Annotated in this window: 23 protein-coding genes; 17 read left to right on the top strand and 6 right to left on the bottom strand. The window is 38.7% G+C overall.

Annotated elements, in window-relative coordinates; translation table 11 throughout:
• Window positions 1-10 precede the first annotated feature (10 nt).
• The 3 genes from smc (at window position 11) to ligA (ending at window position 6710) form a co-directional block, all read left to right on the top strand.
• Window positions 11-3463 (top strand): chromosome segregation protein SMC, encoded by a 3453-nt coding sequence (smc, locus tag AC1M83_RS09520; protein ID WP_481590527.1) that lies wholly within the window; start codon window positions 11-13, stop codon window positions 3461-3463.
• Window position 3464: 1 nt separating this feature from the next.
• Window positions 3465-4568, top strand: a complete 1104-nt coding sequence (locus tag AC1M83_RS09515; RefSeq protein WP_481590526.1) for a cell division protein ZipA C-terminal FtsZ-binding domain-containing protein — start codon at window positions 3465-3467, stop codon at window positions 4566-4568.
• A gap of 96 nt (window positions 4569-4664) precedes the next feature.
• Window positions 4665-6710, top strand: a complete 2046-nt coding sequence (ligA, locus tag AC1M83_RS09510) for an NAD-dependent DNA ligase LigA (protein ID WP_481590525.1) — start codon at window positions 4665-4667, stop codon at window positions 6708-6710.
• A 61-nt stretch (window positions 6711-6771) separates the two neighbouring features.
• Here the strand turns inward: ligA and AC1M83_RS09505 are convergent, their stop codons facing one another.
• The gene (locus tag AC1M83_RS09505; protein WP_481590578.1) at window positions 6772-7836 is read right to left on the bottom strand and encodes an SDR family oxidoreductase; all 1065 of its coding nucleotides are present in this window, start codon (window positions 7834-7836) and stop codon (window positions 6772-6774) included.
• 321 nt (window positions 7837-8157) lie between these two features.
• Here AC1M83_RS09505 and ftn point away from each other — a divergent pair, with 321 nt between their 5' ends.
• The 6 genes from ftn (at window position 8158) to bioD (ending at window position 13460) form a co-directional block, all read left to right on the top strand.
• Complete coding sequence (ftn, locus tag AC1M83_RS09500) at window positions 8158-8622, top strand: heteropolymeric bacterioferritin subunit Ftn (RefSeq protein ID WP_035269243.1); 465 nt, start codon at window positions 8158-8160, stop codon at window positions 8620-8622.
• A 166-nt stretch (window positions 8623-8788) separates the two neighbouring features.
• Entirely contained in the window at window positions 8789-9511 is a 723-nt protein-coding gene (locus tag AC1M83_RS09495; protein WP_481587224.1) for an alpha/beta hydrolase family protein, read from the top strand.
• A gap of 82 nt (window positions 9512-9593) precedes the next feature.
• On the top strand, window positions 9594-10877 hold the full coding sequence (bioA, locus tag AC1M83_RS09490) for an adenosylmethionine--8-amino-7-oxononanoate transaminase (protein ID WP_481590524.1): 1284 nt from the start codon (window positions 9594-9596) through the stop codon (window positions 10875-10877).
• Window positions 10874-12031, top strand: a complete 1158-nt coding sequence (locus AC1M83_RS09485) for an 8-amino-7-oxononanoate synthase (RefSeq protein ID WP_481590523.1) — start codon at window positions 10874-10876, stop codon at window positions 12029-12031. The genes bioA and AC1M83_RS09485 overlap by 4 nt, the downstream gene beginning before the upstream one ends.
• Window positions 12028-12819, top strand: coding sequence for a malonyl-ACP O-methyltransferase BioC (gene bioC / locus AC1M83_RS09480; RefSeq protein WP_481590522.1), 792 nt, complete (start codon window positions 12028-12030; stop codon window positions 12817-12819). The genes AC1M83_RS09485 and bioC overlap by 4 nt, the downstream gene beginning before the upstream one ends.
• The gene (gene bioD / locus AC1M83_RS09475) at window positions 12816-13460 is read left to right on the top strand and encodes a dethiobiotin synthase (RefSeq protein ID WP_035269221.1); all 645 of its coding nucleotides are present in this window, start codon (window positions 12816-12818) and stop codon (window positions 13458-13460) included. The genes bioC and bioD overlap by 4 nt, the downstream gene beginning before the upstream one ends.
• A 47-nt stretch (window positions 13461-13507) precedes the next feature.
• On the opposite strand, the gene rluB is transcribed toward bioD, so the two are convergent.
• Genes rluB through AC1M83_RS09460 form a run of 3 tightly spaced genes read right to left on the bottom strand, consistent with a single transcriptional unit; the run spans window position 13508 to window position 16094 of the window.
• Window positions 13508-14674, bottom strand: a complete 1167-nt coding sequence (gene rluB, locus AC1M83_RS09470) for a 23S rRNA pseudouridine(2605) synthase RluB (protein ID WP_081403293.1) — start codon at window positions 14672-14674, stop codon at window positions 13508-13510.
• A gap of 41 nt (window positions 14675-14715) precedes the next feature.
• Window positions 14716-15306: an SMC-Scp complex subunit ScpB gene (scpB, locus tag AC1M83_RS09465; protein WP_035269219.1), complete on the bottom strand. Its 591-nt coding sequence runs from the start codon at window positions 15304-15306 to the stop codon at window positions 14716-14718.
• On the bottom strand, window positions 15303-16094 hold the full coding sequence (locus AC1M83_RS09460; RefSeq protein WP_481590521.1) for a segregation and condensation protein A: 792 nt from the start codon (window positions 16092-16094) through the stop codon (window positions 15303-15305). The genes scpB and AC1M83_RS09460 overlap by 4 nt, the downstream gene beginning before the upstream one ends.
• Window positions 16095-16375: 281 nt before the next feature.
• On the opposite strand from AC1M83_RS09460, the gene AC1M83_RS09455 reads away from it, so the two are divergent.
• Window positions 16376-17092 (top strand): GNAT family N-acetyltransferase, encoded by a 717-nt coding sequence (locus tag AC1M83_RS09455; RefSeq protein WP_481590520.1) that lies wholly within the window; start codon window positions 16376-16378, stop codon window positions 17090-17092.
• 32 nt (window positions 17093-17124) lie between these two features.
• On the opposite strand, the gene AC1M83_RS09450 is transcribed toward AC1M83_RS09455, so the two are convergent.
• Window positions 17125-17742, bottom strand: a complete 618-nt coding sequence (locus tag AC1M83_RS09450; RefSeq protein WP_035269212.1) for an L-threonylcarbamoyladenylate synthase — start codon at window positions 17740-17742, stop codon at window positions 17125-17127.
• Between the two features lie 81 nt (window positions 17743-17823).
• Window positions 17824-18486: an elongation factor P hydroxylase gene (locus AC1M83_RS09445; protein WP_481590519.1), complete on the bottom strand. Its 663-nt coding sequence runs from the start codon at window positions 18484-18486 to the stop codon at window positions 17824-17826.
• A 97-nt stretch (window positions 18487-18583) separates the two neighbouring features.
• On the opposite strand from AC1M83_RS09445, the gene AC1M83_RS09440 reads away from it, so the two are divergent.
• The 7 genes from AC1M83_RS09440 to AC1M83_RS09410 all read left to right on the top strand — a co-directional run.
• Complete coding sequence (locus AC1M83_RS09440) at window positions 18584-19141, top strand: YceD family protein (protein ID WP_179999015.1); 558 nt, start codon at window positions 18584-18586, stop codon at window positions 19139-19141.
• 77 nt (window positions 19142-19218) lie between these two features.
• Window positions 19219-19404, top strand: coding sequence for a 50S ribosomal protein L32 (rpmF, locus tag AC1M83_RS09435; protein WP_035269206.1), 186 nt, complete (start codon window positions 19219-19221; stop codon window positions 19402-19404).
• Between the two features lie 214 nt (window positions 19405-19618).
• Window positions 19619-20605 (top strand): ACP S-malonyltransferase, encoded by a 987-nt coding sequence (gene fabD, locus AC1M83_RS09430; protein WP_481590518.1) that lies wholly within the window; start codon window positions 19619-19621, stop codon window positions 20603-20605.
• Window positions 20602-21336: a 3-oxoacyl-ACP reductase FabG gene (gene fabG, locus AC1M83_RS09425; RefSeq protein WP_092767441.1), complete on the top strand. Its 735-nt coding sequence runs from the start codon at window positions 20602-20604 to the stop codon at window positions 21334-21336. Before fabD ends, fabG begins: the two co-directional genes overlap by 4 nt.
• A gap of 84 nt (window positions 21337-21420) precedes the next feature.
• Window positions 21421-21657, top strand: coding sequence for an acyl carrier protein (acpP, locus tag AC1M83_RS09420; protein WP_035269198.1), 237 nt, complete (start codon window positions 21421-21423; stop codon window positions 21655-21657).
• 197 nt (window positions 21658-21854) lie between these two features.
• Window positions 21855-22328: a peptidoglycan-binding protein LysM gene (gene lysM, locus AC1M83_RS09415; protein WP_481590517.1), complete on the top strand. Its 474-nt coding sequence runs from the start codon at window positions 21855-21857 to the stop codon at window positions 22326-22328.
• 654 nt (window positions 22329-22982) lie between these two features.
• Window positions 22983-24801: GA-like domain-containing protein (locus tag AC1M83_RS09410; protein ID WP_481590516.1), on the top strand; the 1819-nt coding region annotated here is incomplete at its 3' end.

Raw genomic sequence — 24801 nt, 5'->3', positions numbered from 1 at the left:
TCAGGACACTATGCGATTAAGCAGCTTAAAACTCTCTGGCTTTAAATCTTTTGCGGATAGCAGCACCTTACAATTTAAAGCCAACCGTACCGCAGTCGTGGGACCAAATGGTTGTGGTAAATCCAACGTCATCGATGCAATCCGATGGGTGATGGGAGAGTCAAGCGCACGCCAGTTACGTGGTGGAAGTATGCAGGATGTCATTTTTACTGGGACAGCAAAGCGTAAACCAGTGGGAATGGCGAGTGTAGAATTACGCTTCGAAAACACCTATGGAAAACTAGGTGGAGCATATAACGCTTATAGTGAGTTGGCGGTACGTCGCCAAGTCAATCGCGATGGTAAATCTGAATATTTTCTTAATGGTACAAAATGCCGCCGCCGTGATATTACAGATATTTTTTTAGGAACAGGCTTAGGTCCTCGTTCGTATGCGATTATTGAACAAGGCATGATTAACCGTTTGGTCGATGCAAAACCAGATGAAATGCGCGTTTATATCGAAGAAGCTGCTGGAGTATCACGTTATCAAGCACGTCGTCGTGAGACGATGCAACATTTAGAACATACTCATCAAAATTTAAGTCGTCTAAATGACATTGCTGTTGAATTAAAATCCCAATTAAAGACACTAAAGCGTCAAGCAGAAGCTGCACTTCAATATAAAGCCTTAGAGACTGAAATTCGAACTTTGAAAGTTGAGATACTTTCATTTCAATGCCATCAAAGTGAACGAATTCAACAAGAATATACAACTGAAATGACTGAATTGGGTGAGCAATTTAAGCTTGTTCGTTCTGAACTCACCACTGTTGAGCATGATTTAACAGCAACAAATGAGTTATTTCAGCGATTAATGCAACAATCCACACCACTTCAGCAAGAATGGCAACAAGCTGAAAAAAAGCTGGCTGAATTACAAGCCAATTTGGATCAAAAACAGCAATTGTTTGCTCAAAATACTTTAACTTTAAAGCAGCTTGAAGAGCAAAAAATACAAACCAAAGAGCGGATGCAACTGATTGATATTCAGTTGGAAGATTTGATCCTCCAGCAAGAACATCAAGCAACAACATTGAGTAATACTGAATCAAATGCACAGCTTGATTTACAACAATTCAATGAGCTGAAGGCAAAGCAACTTGAAGCGCAAAAATCATTTTCTGAAATAAAAGCATTGGTTGAAAAGCAACAACAGCAACGTGCACAAATGTTGGCGCAGAGTGATCAATTGGCTAAAAATGTGCTTCGAATTGAGCAGCAAAAACAAACTTTGCTCGAACAAAAATCTCAAAATCAAGCACAGTATGAACAGGATGATATTGACAATCTCCTGCATGAAAAAAATGATGTACAGATTGAAATCGTTCGTCTAGAAGAAAGAATTACGACATTAGAAACTCAATTGAAACGTGATCAAATCTCATTGACTGAGCAAAAAAGTAAATGCACAGATTTGAATTCACACATACAGATTTTGAAATCTGAACAAAAACAATTACAACAGCTTGTGGTGAAAGTCAGTCGACATGCATCGAAGAGCAATGACCCTTTAATGCAAATTTTGAAGCTAAAAGATCAGGCGAAACCGTTTGCAGCATTGGTCGAAAAATTTCTGTCAAAGTGGCTGCATGCGAATACGTTAAAGAGTGAAGATTTATTTCAGACCGAATCTGCCCGTCAATTAAAAGTTATTCAGCAAGATGTATCTGGGACTGTACTTGGTTTACCCACATTAGCGAGCTGGATTGATTTCCCCCAAAACTCATTATGGTTAAACGTTGCGATAGCTCAAGATTTTGAGCAGGCGCTTCAATTACAGCCTCAATTAAAACCAGGTGAGTCTATTTTAAGTTTGGATGGCTATCATATTGGTCCTGACTGGATGATTGGTCTGTACTTTGATGAGTCGAGTCAAGATGCTCAAGGAGCACTTAGCCACCGAATTCGATTAGATGAAATTGATTCAGAGTTGACACAAATGGTGAAAGCGCATGAGTCAATGACGCTCGAACTCGCTGAGATGCAATTAAAGCTTGAACAAAAAAATAGTGAATGTACGGAGTTGCAAAAAGCGTTAAAAAATCATCAAGCCCTTGCTCACCAAGTTGAAGTGAAGATTGCAAAACAGCAAATGGCTCAGCAGGCTTTCGAGTCGCAAAATCTACACATCGAGTCACAAATTGCTCAACTTGATGCGCAGCTTGAAGAAGATGCGATGCAAAAAGATGATTTGGAAATCGATTTACATGCATTGATGCTCAAGATTGAGCACAATCTTCCACACTACAAAACTTTAGAGTTTCAAGTTGAAGAATTGAATAATCAGGTTGAGCATCTTCAGGACTTAGTCTACAAAAAACAACAAGAGTTAGAAAAAAACCGCCGTACTCATACGCAAAATCAGCAACAAATTGAGCTGTTGGAAAAAGATGCAAGTTTTCTAAAAACTCAATATCAGCAGATCATCACTCAAATTACACAAGCTAAAAATTTCGTGGATCCGATTCAATTAGAATTACCCACTTTGCAAAGCCAATATGAGGCTCAAAAGCAGCAGACTGAAAAGTTACAAAAGACTTGGTCCTCATGGCAAGTCGAGCTTAATGAAATTCAGTCCAAGCAACAAAAATTGACGGAGCTACGGTTAAATCATCAGCAAAGTGATGAGCACTTTAGAACCCAGTTAGAAGAGAAGCGTTTAGCATGGCAAGTGGCTAAATCTGATTTACAACATTATGCTGAACAATTAAAAGAGCTTAATGCTGAATTATTAAAAAATGTGCCAATCGATCTGAGTCAGCACCAACAGCAGTTAGAGCAGGCACAGCGTCAGTTTGACAAAATAGGCGCTGTGAACTTAGCAGCTTCAGAAGAGTATGAAGAAGTATCAAAGCGCTATGAAGATTTAAGCCATCAAATTGAAGATCTTGAAAAAACAGTCGCACAATTAAAAGATGCGATGAAAAGCATTGATCAAGAAACTAAAAAGCTATTCATGACTACCTTTGATCAAGTAAATGCGGAATTGCAAAACTTATTCCCAAAGGTGTTTAATGGTGGTGAAGCAAGTTTAAGTTTAGAAGATGATTGGCAATCTGGTGTAAAGCTAATGGCTCGACCACCAGGAAAGCGAAATAGTTCTTTAGCATTGTTATCAGGCGGTGAAAAAGCACTAACAGCACTAGCATTAGTTTTTGCTATATTTCGACTGAATCCAGCACCATTTTGTGTATTGGATGAGGTTGATGCACCGTTAGATGATGCAAATGTTGGACGTTTTTGTAATTTAGTAAAAGAGCTTTCTGAACAGGTCCAATTCATTTACATTACACACAATAAAGTTGCGATGACGATGGCTACTGATTTACTTGGTGTAACAATGCCTGAGCCAGGAACATCGAAGTTAGTCACTGTTGATCTAGAAGAAGCGAAAGAATACGGTTTAGCTGCGGAGTCTTAATATGGAAATCAGTACCATTATCGGAATTGTGATCGCAATCGTGATCTGTTGCATAGGGTTGTTTATGATCCTGCGCAAGCCGAGTGATGCAGCACCGTCATTAGATGCTGAATTACATATAAATGAACAATGTAATCAACCCGTCATTCCGCGTCATGTTCGTAGTCTTTTACAGGCGCAAGCCGCTCCATTGGCTTCTTCTGAGCGTGTAGAACCAAGTTTGAAAGACATTGAAGCGAGTGAAGTGGCTCAATTGGATCAAACAGCTGTTCAACAAGCTACAAAGACGCCTGAAAATATTCAAGAAACTGTAGAAGTGGTAGATACAGTGCAATTGAATACTTCGGTAGACCTTGCAGAGAAAGAAAGTAAATCTCTGCTCGACTCCAGTAAAAACACGGATAGCACTGAGACTGACCCATTAGAAAAAAATACAGAAACAATTGAGAGTAAAGCTCAGTCGATTGATGGTGTAACAGACACTCAAAGTGCAGATCTTATTTCCAAAGATTCAATCGTAGAAATTACAATTGAAGACTCGAAAAAAGTTGAGCCAAGTTTTGTATTAAATCCGAATATTCAAACTGCTGAAATCAAAGAATTTGAAGAAGAAAGCAGCATCTTGGATGTGCATTTACATGAACAGCAACGTTTTGATGATGAAAGTGCTTTAGCAAATGCCGAATACATTATTAGTTTGAATATGTATCCGAACCCTCGAAAAGCACTTTCTGGTGATAAAGCTTTGAAAGTGTTAATGAAATATGGATTGCGCTTTGGCGAAATGAACTGTTTCCATCGTTATGAAACTCCTGATGCAGTCAGCCCATTGCTGTTTTCCGTACTCAGAATCACAGATCAGGGTCCTGCAGGTTTTGATTTAGAAACATTATCTGGTGAACAAGTCCAAGGTTTAGCATTCTTCTTAGCATTACCGCATCATAATGTTCAAAAAGGCTATGACAGTATGGTGAGTATTGCAGGGCTTATTGCACGTGAAACAGATGGTACCGTCTATGATGAAAATAATCTTGAATTTACACCGCAGTTAAAAGAACACTGGCGCCATAAAGCGATCGACTATAGATCAGGTCAAGCTGTTTAATCACCTAGGTGACTTACTGAATTTGTGTAAAGTCATTTATACTGTTTAGGTTGAAATTATTGGGCGGAATTTTCCGCCCTTTTATATGGTGAAAATATGGATCAGAACGCTGTCGTTGCGCAAATGCGCCAACTCATTCAATTATTGGCTCGGCATAACCATGCTTATTATGTGATGGATCAGCCGACAATTGAAGACAGTGAATATGATCAATTGTTTTATCAACTAAAAAACTTAGAAGAACAATATCCTGATTTAGTACAGACGGATACACCGACCAATAAAGTCGGTGATAAACCTTTATCTAAGTTTGAAAATATTACACATACTGTTCCAATGTTGTCTTTGGGTAATGTGTTTAATCAGGATGAACTTTTTGCCTTTGCACGCAGAATTGAAGAGCGTTTACCTAACCAGAAAATCCAATACGACGTCGAACTTAAATTTGATGGGCTTGCGATCTCACTATGGTATGAACATGGTGTGTTGATTCGAGCGGTTACACGTGGGGATGGTGAAACAGGAGAAGTCATAACCCAAAATGTAAAAACAATTCGTAATTTGCCTAAAGTACTCATGATGTCTCAAGGTGTACCACCAGCGTTGTTAGAAGTTCGTGGCGAAGTACTAATGCCTAAAGCTGGATTTGTAAAGTTAAATGCTGAAAATGAGGCCAAAGGTGAGAAAACTTTTGCTAACCCAAGAAATGCAGCAGCAGGGAGTTTGCGTCAACTTGATCCGACCATAGCAGCATCACGACCACTTGCATTCTATGCTTATGGAATTGCGCAATGCATGCCACATCATGGTCTGAGCACGATGTCAGAGAGCTTAAATTGGCTTGAACAGTTGGGCTTTGCTGTTGGGGAAAAACATTTTGTTTGTGACAGTATTGAAGAGGTTCAAGCGGCTTATGAATCTGTAAATCAGGAGCGTCCAAACCTGTCAGTTGAAATTGACGGGATGGTCATCAAAGTCAATGATTTGAAGCAACAACAACAATTAGGCTTTTTAAGTCGTGAACCTCGATGGGCAACAGCATATAAGTTCCCTGCAGTGGCTGCGCTAACCACAGTTGAAAATATTGATTGGCAGGTAGGGCGTACAGGTACTTTAACGCCTGTAGCGCGATTAAATCCTGTATCGGTTGGCGGAGTCACAGTATCAAACGTGACTTTACATAATATTGGTGAAATACATCGCTTGGACGTGCGCGTTGGAGATACGGTGAGTGTCTATCGTAGCGGAGATGTTATTCCTAAAGTTGAAAAGGTTTGGCCAGAATTTCGACCTCTAGAAACCACTGAAATTCAATTGCCAGAACAATGTCCTGTATGTGCTTCTCCAGTTGTGATGCCTGAAGGCGAAGCTTTAGCACGATGTTCTGGTGGGCTTTATTGTGCGGCACAGCGTATAGAGGCGATCCGTCATTTTGTATCACGTAAAGCAATGGACATCGAAGGTTTGGGTGATCGTTGGGTTGAGTCTTTATTACATCTTGAACTCCTCAAAGATGTTGCAGACATTTATCACTTGCACGAGCATCGTGAAAAATTATTGACTATTGAAAAAATGGGTGAGAAATCTGTACAAAATCTCATCGACTCAATTGAAAGTAGTAAAAAAACAACATTAGCGGCATTTATTTACGCACTAGGCATTCGAGGAGTAGGCGAGACTACGGCTCGAATGTTAGCCAATACTTTCCAGACTTTAGATGCGCTGAAATCTGCTGATTTAGAAGCACTGAAGAAAACCCCTGATGTAGGTGATATTACTGCAGAATGGATATTAGACTTTTTTAAAGCTGAACATAATATTGAAGTATTAAATCGATTAATTGAGGCTGGAATTCATTGGGATGCACCGATAGCACCGACTCGACAACCTTTAAATGGTGAGAGCTGGGTGGTGACTGGTACTTTAAGCAGTATGGGGCGAGATGAAGCGACTCAACTCTTACAGGCATTAGGTGCACGTGTGAGTGGTAGTGTATCCAGTAAAACGAAAAGCTTGGTTGCTGGTGAAAAGGCGGGTTCCAAACTTGAAAAAGCAGAAAAACTAGGTATTCCGGTGATGAATGAGGCTGAGTTTATTGCATTTATGATTCAGCATGGTCAGCTCACTGAACCTGAGTCTTAAGTGTATCTTGCACATAACGAAGGGCATCAATAGATGCCCTTTTTTCTCGAGTAATTAGATATTAACCACGTTTTTTGATAATGCCATCGTCAAGTAGCTGTTGAAAATGTTCTACGATACTTGTCTCAACGTCACGATATTGCATGCCTAATTCTTGCTTACTACGCTCAGCATTGAAGTAAATGGGGTAACCCACATTCAAGTCAACGAATTTTCGCGTATAGCCAAACAGAGGAGCGAGTAATTTGAATAAAAACTTGGGAGCAATCATTCGTGGGAAAGGATAGCGTCCACCATAATGTTGTCGTAATGTTTTACCCATTTCGAGTAGGGTCATCGTTTTAGCATTAATAATATATCGTCCATGTGCTTTAGGGTGATGTGCTGCTTGGATATGCGCATGAGCGACATCTCGAACATCGACTAAACCATTCCACATTGGAGGAACACCAAATAATGTCATGCCATTTCCAAATTGTTGAATGACTTCAACACTTCCAGATTGTGTAGAAGGTGTGAGTGATGGTCCAACAACCAATGAGGGATTGATACACACTAAATTCCATCGAGATTGTGCCTTTTGCATATCCCATGCTTTGCGTTCTGCTGCGACTTTAGAGTAAAAATAAGGTTGGTGTTCGGCACTACTGGTGGTATTCCAATCGCTTTCTTCAAACTGGTTCTGCTCAGTTTTCAAAATATCCACTGCATCGCCATAAGTTGAAGCAATACTAGATGTGACAACGACACGTTTTACTGTATCTGTACGATTGACACTGTTCAGTACATTGGTCGTACCTTTTAGTGCAGGGTCAATCAAGTCTGTGATTGGATCTTGAAAGTTAGTCACTAAAAAAGGTGACGCCATATGGATCACAATTTCACAGTCTTTCATTGCTTCATCAAACGAACCTTCTTCTAAGAGATTTGCTTGAAATAACTTTAAAGCGCCTGAAGTTTGAGATGCGATTTGTTCTAAATGTTGAAAACTTGAACTTTTAGTTAAGTCTCGTACAGTGGCGTGAACTGTGTATCCTTGTTCTAATAATTGTTTAATTACCCAACCAGCAATATAGCCAGTTGCACCTGTCACCAAAATCGGAGCAGTAGTCGTCATCATTGTTATTGCCTGATGGTCAAATAGATTCATTCTAAAATTAAAAAAAGGATTTGTCCTTGATCATTTTCAACATCAACTCAAATGTAATGAGAGTCACTTCGATTGGTTACAAAATTAAATAGAGCTAAAATTTGTTTAAAACTGCTCTCGAATTTTTTTAACTGTATGCAAGGGGTTATTTTTTAAGTAAAAAATAAGTGATTCAAACTGCAAATGCGTATGTTTCTCATTTTAATTATATAAAAATCATAAACTTACACATTATATTTTTTGCAAAATAAGCTCTGATTGTTCATAATGTTGCTATTAAAGAATGGAGTGATTGAAATGCGTGGCAATCCAGAAGTCGTAGATTACTTAAATATGTTGATCGGTGGTGAACTGGCTGCTCGTGATCAATATCTCATTCATTCACGTATGTATGAAGATTGGGGTCTCACTAAGATTTTTGAGCGTATCGATCACGAAATGCAAGAAGAAGCACAACATGCTGATGCTATTATTCGCCGTGTCTTATTCTTGGAAGGCACACCGAATATGAGTCGTGATGATATTGAAGTAGGTGAAGACGTTGTTTCATGTTTAAAAGCCGATTTAAAGCTTGAGTACGAAGTGCGTGAAAAATTAGCGCAAGGTGTAAAGCTTTGTGAGGAAAAAGGCGATTACGTGACACGTGATATGTTGCGTCAACAAATGTCGGATACCGAAGAAGATCATACCTATTGGTTGGAAAAACAGCTTCGCTTAATTGAACTAATTGGTTTACAAAACTATATTCAGTCTCAAATGTAAGTTAAAACCCAGCAAGGCTGGGTTTTTTTATACCTCAGTTTTGCCTGAATTGGCTCATTTTTAATAATTATCTAAAAATCAAAGTGAAATTGAATGATTTGCTCAATGAGTTATTGTGCTTGGCTTTATATACTGACCGAAAACGATCAGCTAAGGATTGGCAATCATGAGTAAAATCTTATTAATTACCGGTTGGGGACTTGGAACAAAACCACTAGAAAATTTAAAAACTGCTTTGGATATGGCAGGATTTCAAATCGATCTGATTAATATCTTTAATGCACTCGACCCTGTGGAATTATCTAAACATGTAGAGTTAGCCAAAAAAGTCGATGTCATTATGGGGTGGTCTTTAGGCGGACAATTAGCAACGTTGCTCACCCAAAAGGTTTTCGAGCTTTCAGGTCAGGCAAAAACGTTAATTACTTTAGCATCGAATCCTTGCTTCGTTGCCAATGAACGCTGGTGTACAGGTATGCCGGTTTCTACTTTTCAAAGTTTTAGAGAGTCTTTTGAAAATGATCCCATGACCACTTTAAAGCGATTTTGTTATCTGGTCTCACAGGGAAGCCAAACTGCTAAGCAAGATTGGCAATCTTTGCAAAATTCAATTACGAGTGAAGAGCTAGATTTAAAAAAGCAGGGCTTGGATTTACTATATCATCTTAATACTGTCGAGATATTGAAAAATTATGTCGGAAAACAATTACATGTATTTGCTGATGATGATGGATTAGTTAGTAACAAAGTTCTAGATAATATCCGAAAGATAGATGCAAAGTTTTTTAAATTCGAAATTATCCCAGGCTCTCACTGCTTTTCAATTTTTAGAGCTACACAACTAAGTGACAAAATCGTTCAATATCTAAGAAAGAATGAGAAATCCTGATGAATATTGTCTAATCAGGCAATTCATAACAAAAATAATTCGCGTTATGCTCTGTTTAGATTAATAAGGAAATTCTTCCAGGATGGTTGACGAATTCGATTTAGCACACTTATGGCACCCTTATACTTCGATGTTAAACCCACTGCCGACATATAAAGTAAAAAAGGCTACAGGGGTGATGATTGAACTTGAAGATGGCCGTCAACTCATTGATGGTATGTCATCTTGGTGGTGTGCCATTCACGGATATAACCATCCTCAACTTAATCAAGCTGTGTCGGATCAATTGCAGCACATGTCACACATTATGTTTGGTGGGCTTACTCATGATCCTGCGATTGAATTAGGGAAGGCATTATTAAAAATTACACCACCTCAATTAGATAAAATATTCTATGCGGACTCAGGTTCTGTCGCTGTTGAAGTCGCACTAAAGATGGCAGTTCAATATTGGACCGCACAAAATAAGAAAGATAAAACCAGTTTTATCACGACGCGTTCTGGTTACCATGGTGATACATGGAATGCAATGTCAGTATGTGATCCAGTCACTGGGATGCATCAGGTCTTTGGTTCTAGTTTACCTTCTCGTTGTTTTGTTCCTGCACCGCAGACTCGATTTGATGAAGATTGGAATCCAGCAGATATTCTTGTATTGGCAGAAACTTTAAAAAACCATCATGCCACTATCGCTGCCATGATTATTGAGCCGATTGTGCAAGGTGCTGGAGGCATGCGTTTCTATCATCCTGAATATTTACGCGAAGCCAAGAGGCTATGCGATCAATATCAGGTGTTAATGATATTTGATGAAATTGCCACGGGGTTTGGACGAACAGGTAAATTATTTGCTTGGGAACACGCTCAAGTTGAACCAGACATCATGTGTATTGGTAAGGCGCTGACCGGTGGGTATATGACTTTATCTGCAACACTGACCACACGACATGTCGCTGAAGTGATCAGCTCTGGTGAAGCTGGCGTATTTATGCATGGACCTACATTTATGGCGAACCCCTTGGCTTGTGCTGTTGCCTTAAAGAGTACTGAGCTTTTATTGTCACAAGATTGGCAGTCCAATATTCAAAGAATAGAGCAAATTCTAAAACATTATTTACATAGATTAGATGATCAAGCGCATATTCAAGATGTTCGTGTGCTCGGTGCTATCGGTGTTGTTGAGCTTAAACAAAATGTTGATATGAAAACGCTGCAACAGCGTTTCGTAGAACGAGGCGTGTGGATTCGTCCTTTTGGAAAATTAGTTTATGTCATGCCACCTTTTGTGATTTCAGATGTCGAACTTACTGAGTTACTAACGCAGTTGGTGAGTGTTGTGATGGAACTTGCAGAGGAAATAAGATGAATCTGTTGGACTACTACGCAGAGCAGTTAGACTCATTAAAACAAACTGGAAATTTTCGGCAGTTTAAATCCATCGTTCAGCATGGAAAATGGGTTGAGCTTCAGCAACAAAGAATGTTGAATCTATCGAGTAATGATTATTTAGGGATTGCGTCAGATCTACAAATAAGAGAAGCATTTTTTGATCACTGTTCAGCAGATTCAAAAAGAATGAGCTCTTCATCTTCAAGGTTACTCACAGGAAATTATCCTGAATATGAGCAATTTGAATATGACATGAGTCAATCATTCAATCAAAGGGCAGTTCTGTTATTCAACAGTGGCTATCACATGAATATTGGTATTCTGCCTGCGATTGCTGATAGTCAAACTTTAATTCTTTCGGATAAATTGATTCACGCCAGCATGATTGATGGGATTCGCTTAAGTAAAGCGAAGCTGATACGTTATCGACATAATGATCTGCTTCATTTAAAGCAATTGATCGAGCAATATCATGATGATCCCTTGTATCAAAGAATCATTGTGGTAACTGAATCAATTTTTAGTATGGATGGTGATGAAACTGATTTAACTGCGTTGGTGAGTCTGAAATATCAGTTCAGTAAAATCATGTTATATGTAGATGAAGCACATGCTATTGGTGTTCGGGGGAAGCAAGGACTCGGTTGCGCTGAACAATATGCTGTCATAGATGATATCGATTTCTTGGTAGGAACATTTGGGAAAGCACTCGCATCTGTTGGTGGATACATTGTGTGTCATCCAATCTTAAAAGATTATTTAATCAACAAAATGCGCTCTTTGATTTTTAGTACCGCACAACCACCCATCAACATGGCTTGGACGCATTTTATTTGGAATAAAATGAAAAAAATGCAGGAGCAACGTGCTCATTTAAGTGATTTGAGTCTGCAACTGCGTCAATATATTCTTGAGCAAGGTTACGAATGTCCTTCAAGCTCGCAGATTATTCCTTTAATTTTAGGTGATTCTCAGCGTGCACTTGAGCGCGCACAACAATTACAACAATCTGGTTTTTATATTTTGCCGGTTCGGCCACCAACGGTTCCACAAGGAAGTTCACGCCTGAGAATTTGTATGAATTCTCAGCTGAATCAAGATGAATTGGAGCGGTTGAAAGAACAATTATGAATGACTCTATGTTGAACAAATTTATTCAAAAAGAAATGATTGCTACTCGATTTGCAAAATCGCATTGGACTTATGCAGATCAGGCACGTATTCAACAAAATGTAGCGAAGCATTTAAGCGAGCTGATGCGTCTTTATGTTTCATCTTCTGAGCTTGCTAAAGTATTTGAAATTGGATGTGGAACTGGAAATCTAACTCAAGAGATGCTTCATCATTTTAAAATGGATCAAGTCATTTTGAATGATTTATATGCTGATGTTGAGCATACCATCAGTCATCATCAGCCTGTCGAGTGGCGTATTGGTGATGTCGAAAAAATTGAGTTACCCAAAGACCTTGATTTATGTGCCTCAAGCTCTGCATTACAGTGGATGTCTGAGTTTGAAAGATTGATACAGAAAATTTATTCGGCTTTAAAGCCCAATGGTTTTTTTTGCTTTTCAACTTATGGGCCTCAGAACTTAAAAGAAATTAAATCCTTAACTGGACAAGGATTAAAATATTTTGATCAAAGCCAAATTAAAAGCTTACTAGAGCAGAACGGATTTGAAGTGATGCACTGTGAACAACAATTGGCTCAATTACACTTCGCGCACCCAAAATTGGTCCTAAAACATTTACAGGCCACAGGTGTGACGGCAACCTCACAGGGGTTTCGTTGGACGAAGGAAAGTTTGAATCAGTTTTATCTAGGTTACCGACAATTTATTGCGACTGATGAGCAAGAGAATCTTGTATATCCTTTAACGTATCACCCTATATTTTTTATCGCACGGAGTAAGTCATGAGTGCTCAAATCTACTTTGTGAGCGGTATTGATACTGGAATTGGAAAAACATACGTCACTGGTTATTTGGCAAAAATTTGGCGTGAACAAGGGCGGAATGTCATTACTCAGAAATTAATTCAAACGGGTAATGTGGATGTTTCTGAAGATATTGAAAAACATCGTGAAATTATGGGATGTGGTTGGTTAGAGGAAGATACTCAAAAACTCACTATGCCTGAAATTTTCAGTTATCCTGCATCGCCTCACTTAGCGACACGTATAGATGGGCGAAGTATTGATTTCGCTAAAATTGAACAAGCGACTCAACAGTTGTCCTCTTCATATGAAGTTGTTTTACTTGAAGGGGCGGGTGGCTTGATGGTCCCTCTAACAACACAATATTTAACCATTGATTATTTGGTGGATAAAAAATATCCCATAATTTTGGTGAGTTCGGGGCGTTTGGGAAGCATCAACCATACTTTGTTGAGCTTAGAGGCACTGAAGCATCGTGGGCTTGAGTTATATGCTCTAGCATATAATTTGAATGCTGAATCTGACGATGAGCTTATTTCACGTGATACATCTACCTACTTAAAAAAGTATTTATCACAACATTTTCCATCTGCTAAATGGTTTGATATTCCTGTTATTGAATAAATGAAAAAAAACCGCTCTATTGAGCGGTTTTTTTAGGGATTTCAAAATTAGAACTTCTTAAAGCCTTTGTTAATACCAAAAGGTTTGCGTTGACCGAATTTATTTTCGTTGCGTGGTTTGTAATCAACAGAATTGCCGTTTACTTCACCTTTGTTTTCAGGACGTTTATTGCGGAAATCCTGATTTTCAGTGCGAGGGGCACGATTGTTGAATCGATTCTCAAATCCTTCTTGACGTGGTGCACGTGCATTGAAACGGTTTTCTGAGCCTTCTTGACGCGGTGCGCGATTGTTAAATCGATTATCACTGCGGCTTTGATCAGCACCACCTTGACGGAAGTCACGGCGTGGTTCTTGATGCTCGCCTTCGTCACGGCGTTGTTGGCGTAAATAACCACCACGACGTGCTGCAAGTGGTTTCTCTTGCATACGTTCATTGCGGCGTTTCGCCATACCGTAAAGACCAGTACCTTGACGTGGTTTGAGCTCAACAGACTTAGTTAAGTTATCAATGTCATTTTTATCAAGTTCAATCCAACGACCTGTACGTAATTCACGTGGCAGAATGACTGTACCATAACGTGTACGTAATAGACGGCTGACTTTCAAGCCTTGTGATTCAAAGATGCGGCGTACTTCACGGTTACGTCCTTCTTTTACAACCACTTGATACCAACGGTTAATCCCTTCACCACCAATTTCAGAGAATGACTCAAATTTTGCTGGACCATCATCGAGCATGACACCATCTGTCATGTTCTTTTTCAGTTGAGGGGTCACTTCACCCATCACACGTACAGCGTATTCGCGTTCAATTTCACTAGATGGATGCATTAAGCGGTTTGCAAGCTCGCCATCGTTTGTGAAAAGTAATAATCCTGTTGAGTTGATATCTAAACGACCAACCATGACCCAACGATCACCCGGAATTGATGGTAATTGATCAAATACAGTTGGGCGATTTTCAGGATCGTTACGTGAACAGATTTCACCTTCAGGTTTGTAGTAAATCAATACACGACGACGGATTTCATCTTCAATTTGGAACTGTACTTTACGACCATCGATACGAAGCTCATCGGTTGGTTCGATACGTTCACCTACTTGAGCAACTTGACCGTTGACACTAACACGACCGGCAGCAATGACTTCTTCCATATAGCGGCGAGAGCCCAAACCTACACGTGCCAATACCTTTTGCAATTTTTCACTCATAACAGCATAACCTTAGAAATAATCATCAACAGTTCACCTATTTACGACTTGGGTGCGTGAGCATCCAATGCCATAAAAGCTTCCTTGGCATCCTGTAGGGGAGGCAGTTGATTTAAATCACTTAAACCAAAAGCATTTAAAAATTGTGGCGTTGTAACCAACAACGCGGGTCTTCCTGGAAGTTCCCGGAAACCAGACTCTTTAATCCAGTTCCAATCGAATAACGTTCTGAGTTGCTGACTGTTATTCGTGACTCCTCGAATTTGCTCAATATCGGCTCGGGTAACGGGCTGATGATAAGCAATCACTGCTAGAGTTTCTAACAATGATGGTGATAATTTAGTTGGACGTTCTGGCCAAGTTTGTGCAATCACTTGTCGATACTTAGCACGAACTTGAAAGCGAAAACCTTGAGCTGTTTCAGTCAGCTCAATTGAACGACCGTGTTGTAACACTGCAAGCTGTTGCAAATATGCGCGCAGTTGTTGTTTGGAAAATTGGTTTTGAAATGCCTCTTTCAAGCGTGCAATAGAAACAGGCGCTTCACTGGCAAAAATAATAGCTTCGAGTTGCATGAGCACTTCGTGGTGTAACTCATCAACTTGAAAGGAGTTTGATTGATCAATGGTCATATCATCACCCCTTGAATTGCCAGCGGGGCTTCAATACCTGATGCAATAATTTGAACTTTTTGCTGACGTGTTAGCTCTAATATTGCCATAAACGTCACCACTAACCCCATACGGCCTTGACTTGGTTTTAAAAGTTGATCAATTTTCAAAACCTCACCTGATTTTGTCATTTGTTCAATATAGGCAATACGTTCTTCAAGCAAAACAGGTTCTTGAGTAATCTGGTGTGTAACAGGCTCTGGGCGATTAAAAATACAAAACATAGCATCGCGCAGAAGAGAGGCTTCATAACCTTCATTTACTGTATTAATTTGTCCAAGGCTAACGTTGGGTAGAAAAGTATCACGGTCCAAAATAGGCATTTGACCGAGACGCTCAGCAGCTTGCTTGATCCTTAAATATGTCTCTAAGCGATCTATTAATTGTTGTTTTGGATCTTTTTCAATTTGGATTGATTTAGGTTTAGGAAGCAGTAAGCGTGATTTTAAATCTGCTAATAATGCCGCCATCACCATATAATCTGCGGTTAACTCAATATTGAGTGACTTCATACTGTCAATATATGACAAATATTGCGTTGCAATCGGAGCTATATCGAGCTGAAGTAGATCGAAACCATTTTTTTGGATGAGGTAAATTAAAAAGTCGAGTGGTCCTTCGAAATGTTCTAATAGAATTTCGAATGCTGCAGGCGGTATATATAAATCTTCAGGAATCGTATCTTGCCACTCATCTAAAACACGGATGTGTGGAAGTGCGTCCATGGGATTATGGATAGCTTGAGTCATTACAATTATTAGCCACGCGAATTTTCAAAAGCATGTTGGGCGATTCAGGAGATCACATATCGAAATCAGTAAAAGGACAGTGATTCGAATAGCATAAAAACAATATGGGTATTCTAAATTAAATCGAGTGCTGAATATATCTTTATCCGCAGTTTTACGATAAAAAATTTGAAATAAATAGGTAGTATTTTTTAAGGTTATATAGATGTATTTAGTGTTTTAATTGATAAATGTAAACTGGTATTCATTGTTGGCGTGTATTTGACGAGAAGTAAAACAGTATGAATAATTTTCAAAAAGTAGAACAAAATGTAGGTATAAAAGTTCACTCAAGTACTCACCCTATAAACTCATTCAAAGCGTTGAGTGGAACGTATGTAAATTTATATCCTTTAAATTTAATTGAAAATATTGAAGAGCTTGCGAGAAATCTATTCCCAATTAAGATTACAGACGAGTTTATTTCAAGCTTTACCTATTTGCCTTACGAAGCGCCAACTTCGATTGAAGACTTGTCATATAAACTCTCATCACAATTTGGTACACAGGGGAATATTTATTATGTTATTCGCATAGCGAGCAAACCAGTGGGGTGGATCGCATTGATGAATATCGGGTTGGATGATGGAGTGGTTGAAATTGGGAATGTATACTTCTCAGCAGATTTAAAACGGTCTAGAGCTGCTACAGAAGTATTATTTTTACTGTTGAATGAGTGTTTTACTTTAGGATTTAGGCGTATAGAGTGGAAGTGTCATGAGTTGAATTTAGCTTCCAAAAAAGCCGCACTACGATTCGGTTTTCAATATGAAGGAATGTTTAGACAACATAAAGTGGTCAAGGGAAGAAACCGAAACACGCTTTGGTTTTCAATGTTGGATGAAGAGTGGCTGACTTTAAAAGAAAGTTATTTAGCTTGGCTTGAACCAAGCAACTTTACGCAAGAGGGTCAACAAATAAAGACCCTCCAAGCATTTTATAACGAAAAATCAGCGTAAATTAAATAAAGCGAGATAAATGGTGAGGCATTTTACTCAAAAGCACTCACATCACCCACGCCACGGCGGATAATTTCAGGTTGACTTCCTGAGAGATCAACAATACTTGTTGTGGTTAATGTACCAAGTCCACTATCAATAAAAACATCAATTCTTTTACTTAATTGTTGTTCTATTTCATATGGATCATCCAAAGGCTCAGTTTGACCTGGAAGAATCAGGGTGCTGGTGAGTAAAGGTTCCCCCAGCTCTTTAAGAAGCATTTGACAGACTGGGTTGCTCGGTACACGTAAACCAATGGTTTTCTTTTTGGGGTGCATCAAGCGACGAGGGACTTCACTTGTCGCTTGCAAAATAAAGGTGGTAATCGCAGGTGTATTATTTTTAAGCAGACGATAAGTTGCATTATCCACTTTTGCATACGTTGCAATATCTGAGAGATCCGCACATAAGATCGCATATTGATGCTTAGCACCAAGATCACGGATTTGAGCAATTCGTTCCATTGCTTGCTTATTACCAATTTGGCATCCGATGGCATAGGCCGCATCTGTTGGATAAACCACGACATCGCCTGCACGTATTCTTTCTACTGCTTGAGTAATAAGTCGAGATTGTGGATTGTCAGGATGTACTCTTAAATGAAGCATTTTATTTTCTCCTGATTATTTTTTCGTATTATTGCGTGCATGGACATTCACTTCAATGTCATGAATATATATTTACTAGACTTAATCTAGCGATGCACGAGAAAATTCATCCAAATGTAATGTTTTGCCACTTCTGAGACACTTACAGATGCACTGAATAAAGTGTTGAGCATCTCGAGGAAGCTGAGCTTCACCTGAAAAATAACGTTGTACTTGAGCATAAACATTGTCTTTAAAAGACTGTCCATCACCACCTTCACCCGTTAAATTGTCCAGAGAAACGCGGAATTTTAGACCAAAGGCTGTGGCAAACATCCATTCAATTGCTTGAGGTTTAATTTCGACTTGTTCAAATAGGGCTTGTTGTTCAGCGGTTCGACCATCTGGTGCATACCAGTAGCCAAGATCAGGAAGAGTGCGACGATGATCTCCTGCGATTGTCCAATGACTTATTTCATGTAAAGCACTATTGAAAAATCCATGTGCGAATTGGATGCGAGCGGGTTGTTGGTCTGAGGCAGGGAAGTATTCAGGTTCAAAGTCGCCTTTGACTAATGTGACATTTAAGTGGGAAAACCAATGATTAAAGTGTAAGATAAGCCAGTCTACCTGTTGAGCTTCTGTTTGCAGATTTACCCAAGGTGCGAGTTGCACGCGGTCTAAGTGATCGGTCAAATTTGAGGTCGAAGGATAGTGTAACTGTAATGAAGTTGTGACTTCAGGTTGCGGCTGCAACTGATGCATGACTTGATTAACCCAAATGATCTGTCTGAATAAGTGCAAAATTGTATCTTAATCTTTGACAGAGTACTTATGAATTTGTAGAATTGCCGCCTTAATTATGTCAGCAAATACCTTTCCGGCACAGATTGAGCCGTTTAAATGGGCTGAACAGGGCTTCACATGGTCAGGTACACTGCCATTGTCGCGCTTTGTTCGTATATCCCGTGAAGCTGTTGGGTCAATTGATAATCAATTGATCAATATAGACTGTAAGCTATCAATGGATGCGTATCATCGTATCGTTTGGCTTGATGGTAGTGTTGAAACGAAGGTTCCAATGGAATGCCAACGTTGTTTGGATACTGTTGAATTACCTCTCGAATTGGACTTTCATCTGGCTTTAGTCGATGATGAGTCACTGATAGAGCGCTTGGATGAGGATGCTGATTTCATCGTCTTAGGTGAGAGTGAAGCAACGACAAAAGGTTCATTTGATGCACCTGCAACCGCTGATTTACTTTCTCTCATAGAAGATGAATTGTTATTGTTGATTCCTTTGTCACCAAGACATGAGTCTTGTGAGCATAAGCATCAACCTGCCCAAGAAGAAGTTGTTGAAGAAAAACGAGATAATCCGTTTGGTGTTTTGGCAGCTTTGAAGGGTAAACTTAACTAATTTTTGTGTTATACTCTTAGGTATAAGACAATCGAATTTGTTCTGATCCATTTTTTCGATCTTTGTAAGGAGCCATCATGGCCGTTCAGCAAAACCGTAAAAGTCGCTCTCGCCGTGACATGCGCCGTTCACATGACGCTTTAACCGAGAATGCATTAACAGTAGACCAAACGACTGGTGAAACTCACCGTCGTCACCACGTAACTAAAGATGGTGTCTACCGTGGTCGCCAATTATTCGCTAAAGCAGCTGATGCTGAATAATTGGTGATGTATTAAGCGTCAAGCTTAGTAGAAAAAATGGGAGCGTAAGCTCCCTTTTTTTATTTCTATTTTTTGTTGTATTTGGCAATTACCAAAGCTTTTTTTTAATGATAAATTTCGCTCCATCAAATCAGTTAAGACTTGAGTTTGATGTTCAAGATGATCGAAATGAATCAAAATTGAATAGTCAAAGCTCTGAATAAAGGATTTTTATATGTCTGCTAAACGCCTCGAGCAAGCCGTTCTTGCGACCAAAACTGCATTTGTTTTTCCTGGACAGGGTTCTCAAAAAGCAGGAATGTTAGCGGAGCTTGCAGAACAGTTTAGTAGTGTGCAAGAAACGTTTGCTGAAGCTTCTGAAGCACTCGGCTTTGATTTATGGCACATTGCGCAAAGTGGTGAAGGGTTAAACCAAACTGAATTTACACAACCAGTACTGCTCACAGCAAGCATTGCTTTATGGCGTGTATGGTTAGAGCTTGGTGGTGTCGTTCCTAAATATTTAGCGGGACATTCACTGGGTGAATACAGTGCATTGGTTGCTGCAGAATCTTTAAGCTTAAAAGATGCAGTTAAATTGGTGAACTTACGCGGTAAGTTGATGCAAGATGCTGTCCCTCAGGGTCAAGGTGCTATGGCTGCGATTCTTGGTCTTGATGATGCTAAGGTTGTAGAACTGTGTGTTCAAGTCACCGCTCAAGGTGAGGGTTCGGTGGAGGCTGCAAACTATAATGCACAGGGTCAAGTTGTGGTGGCAGGTGATACTGCACGAGTTGAAGCGTTAATGGCTTTGGTAAAAGAGCAAGGTGCAAAAGCAATTGCGTTACCAGTATCAGTACCATCACATTGTTCATTAATGAAGCCAGCGGCAGCAGAGTTTGCCAAAGCTTTAGCAGATGTTGATATTCAATTACCTCGCATTCCAGTGATTCAAAATGTCAATGCACAAGTGGCTGACAGTGTTGATGAATTGCGTACAGCGTTGACATCACAACTTTATGAGTCTGTCCAATGGACTAAAACACTTCAAGTATTGGCTGATCAAGATGTGAGCTATGTTGTTGAATGTGGTCCTGGGAATGTATTAACAAATTTAGCAAAACGTCTAGCACATGTTGAAAAAGCATTGCCTTTAGATACTAAATCTCGTTTAGAAGATGCTTTAAATACTGTATTAGTTGCAGAAGGGAAAATTGCATGACGCAGGAACGTAAAGTCGCGTTAGTGACAGGTGCAAGCCGTGGTATTGGTGCTGCGATTGCACAACAGCTGATCGAAGATGGTTTTTTTGTCGTAGGTACGGCTACATCTGAGTCAGGTGCTGAAAAATTATCTACACAATTTGCTGAACATGGTGCAGGAAAAGTACTTGATGTTCGTGATGGAGCTGCAATTGATGCACTTATTACGGATATTGAACAAAGTTTTGGCCCTGTACTTGTTCTTGTGAATAATGCAGGTATCACTAAAGATAATCTACTGCTTCGTATGTCTGAAGATGATTGGGATGATATCCAAAATATTCACCTTAAAGCAGTATTCCGTCTCTCTAAACGTGTATTGAAAGGTATGACGAAAGCGAGATTTGGACGAATTATCAATATTAGTTCTGTCGTTGCGCATTTTGCAAATCCAGGTCAAGCAAATTATTCAGCTGCGAAGGCTGGGATTGAAGCTTTTAGCCGCAGTTTGGCTAAAGAAATGGGCAGTCGTCAAATTACTGTCAATAGTATCGCGCCTGGCTTTATTGCCACTGAGATGACTGAACAGTTAAGTGATGAAATTCAGAAAAAAATGAGTGATCAAGTGGCATTGAACCGTTTTGGTCAGCCTCAAGATATCGCAAATGCAGTAAGTTTCCTTGCTTCTGATAAAGCAAGTTACATTACTGGTACGGTATTACACGTGAATGGCGGTTTATACATGGCGTAATGCGATGTATAAACTTTCAAATATATTAAGATTCAATTAAACTATAGGCATTATACGCCGCCACAAGCAATGAGGAGAATTCCTGTGAGCGATATCGAACAACGTATCAAACAAGCAGTAGCTGAACAACTTGGCTTAAAAGCTGAAGAGATTAAAAACGAAGCATCTTTCATGGATGACTTAGGTGCTGACTCTCTAGATCTAGTTGAGCTTGTAATGTCTTTCGAAAATGATTTCGACATTACTATTCCTGATGAAGACTCTAACGAAATTACAACTGTTCAATCTGCTATCGATTATGTAACTAAGAAATTAGCTTAATCATCAGATTCAGTTCTTTTCGAACTTAAAAGCTACCTTTATGGTGGCTTTTTTTTATTAAGGATTAAATTGCAATATTACATTAAGTTACCTTAAGTTTAAGAAAGATAACGGCGTTAGGTATAGTTCTTCTGTATAAAAATTAAGGGATCTAAATTATTTGATCACCAAACTGAAATAACAATAGGAGAATAACAATGGGTCTTTTTGATTTTGTGAAAGGTATTGGGAAAAAAAATACCGCACCAGCTGAGCAACAAGCTACACCAGCAACGCCAGCAGAGCCATCTGCTCAAGAAGTTGCGAATAAATTATTGGGGCATATTAAATCACTTGGCTTACCAGTAACAGGACTGTCTGTGACTTATAATGCAAGCAGTGATTTAGCGACTGTAAAAGGACAAGTGCAAACTCAAGCAGATCGTGAAAAGATCATCTTGGCTGTGGGAAATATTGATCATGTTGCTCAAGTCGATGACCAACTTACTGTTTCATCTCCAGAGCCTGAAAGTAAATTCTATACAGTAAAATCAGGGGATAATCTTTCAAAAATTTCTAAAGAGTTTTATGGTGATGCAAATCAGTACAACAAAATTTTTGAAGCAAACCGACCATTACTTAAAAATGCAGATGATATTTTCCCGGGACAGGTTCTAAGAATTCCAAACTAAAATATCAATGAATCTAAAAGACCGAGATTTAAATCTCGGTTTTTGATTTTAAAGTAACTTAATAACTTAAAACTGATTTTTAAATTATCAATATAAAACAATATTTTAACGGCTGGAAAATTTCTATAAATATATTTTAACTTCCACATTGCAATGGTGTTTTTGGCCATTTTTTAAGTTATTTCGAAGTAATAAGAATAAAAAAATTGAAATAAACCCATTAATTCTAACCTTATGTTTTATATAGGAAAAATAAATTAGTAAAAATAAGTGTTTGAAAATAAATGAAATTTAATTTGTTTCAGGAGATAAAATATTGTTTCATTAGGTTTTATTATGTAAATTTAATTAATTAATAGTGTAATTTTGTTTCTGGTATTTTTTTGCAATATTTAAAAATTTTATGTCTAAATTATATAAAATAATAAATTATGAGATTTTTTTCACTATTAATTTATAAATAGTGACTTTGTATAAATTTAAATATTCTCAATAAAAACATTGCTTTAAGAATCTCGAATGGGGTGTAAAAAATTTTTTTTAACTACGAATTTTTGTTGATTTTCAACTGACTTTTTATGACGTTTACATTGATTCTTAATCTGATAAAAAAATAGAGGGTTAAAGAATATCTTAATAATACTGGGTGACGTCATGAAAAATTTAGAAATATTATCAAAAAACGATGGGGCGGTTTTAGAAAAGACTACTGCTAATAAAATCGTATTAAACCAGAACTCAATTGTGAAAATTGATGCATCAATCGAAGAGGTCTTAAACTTTCAGAAAGAAGGAAATTCTTTAGTTATTAATTTTAAAAATGGCACACAATTAGTTGTAGAAAGTTATTTTGACGATCCCGTAAGTAGTCATAATATTTTATTTAATGATAATGGTCAGCTTTATTGGGTTGAGTTCACAGATGCTGCCAATGAAATAGCTTCGACTATTAAATATTATCCCATTGATGATATTTCAGCACTTATCGCTGGAAACTCAAGTACAGCTTTGACAGGGTTAACTCCATGGTTAATTGCAGGGGGATTAGCTGCTGGAGTAGTTGCTATTGCAGATAATATGAGTGATTCAGATAAAAAATCTAATTCTGTATCGCCGGAACCAGAACCACCAATTAACGATGAATTAGAAGAAGCAAAACAGCTCGTTAATGATGCAGAGAAAGCTTATCAAGATCTTAAAGATTTGATTGAAGATAAATTAAATGATGGGTTAATTACCCCTGAGGAAAAAGCTGAATTAGAGGAAGCATTACAAGATGCAAAGGATGCTAAAGATGCTGCTCAAGATAAAGTCGATAACTTGGTAGATGGCGAGGAAAAATCTGATTTACAAGATCGACTAGATGATTTGGTTGATGAAGAGTTGCCACCAATTAATGATCAAAATGGTGATGGTGTACCAGATGATCTCGAGCAAGCTTTACTAGATGCTGAAGAAGCTGTAGCCAATGCTGAACAAGCGTACGAAGCATTAAAAGATTTAATTTTAGAGAAGAATGAAAACGGTCTGATTACACCTGCTGAAAGAGCGGAATTAGATCAAGCTAAAGAGGCTTTCGAGAGTGCCAAAGCCTTAGCAGAAACTAAAACAAATTTATTACCAGAATCAGTTCAATCTCAAAAAGATGCTTTGCAGGAACGTCTTGAAGATTTAGTGGATATCATCCTACCTGAAATTAATGATGAAAATGATGATGGTATCGTAGATGATATCGCTGAAGCACTCATTGAAGCAGAGTTGGCTGTTGCGGAAGCTGAAGCAAAGTATGCAGCTGCTGAAAATGCTTTAACTGTTGCAAATCGTGATGGATTAATTAATCCAACAGAGCTTAATGCTTTACAGAATGCTTTAGAGCAGGCACAAATTGCTAAGTCAACTGCTCAAAGTAAAGTAAATGCTCTACCTGAATCTGTTCAGGAACAGAAAGATGCCTTTCAAAATCGATTAGATGATCTGACTGACATAAGTTTGCCTGAAGTAAATGACGCAGATGGTGATGGCATTGTAGATGGCTTACCAGAAGCGATTCAGGAAGCGCAGTCAGCTGTAGAAGAAGCTGAAGCTAAATATGCTGAAGCTCTTAATAATTTAGCTTTGGCTCAAAAAGATGGCTTAATTAACCCGCTTGAACTCAGTATTCTTGAACAGAAAGTACAGGCTGCACTTGATGCAAAAGAAGTTGCTCAAGATAAGGTAAATGTATTGCCAAATGGAGCGATTAAAGATGGTTTACAAGATCGTCTAGATGCTCTTGTAAATATTGACTTGCCTGAAGTCAATGATGCAGATGGTGATGGCGTACCAGACGGCGAAGATATTACACTTGAAGAAGCGACAGAGGCAGTAGAGGCGGCTGAAGCAGCATATGCTGAGGCAGAGCAAGCACTAGCAGATGCAGAATCAGATGGTTTAATCACGCCAACAGAACTTGCTGAGCTGACTCAAGCACGTG

The organism is Acinetobacter sp. 25-47-130, assembly GCF_056779705.1.
Note: the sequence above shows the minus strand (reverse complement) of the source record. Positions and strands in the feature narration are given on the sequence as shown.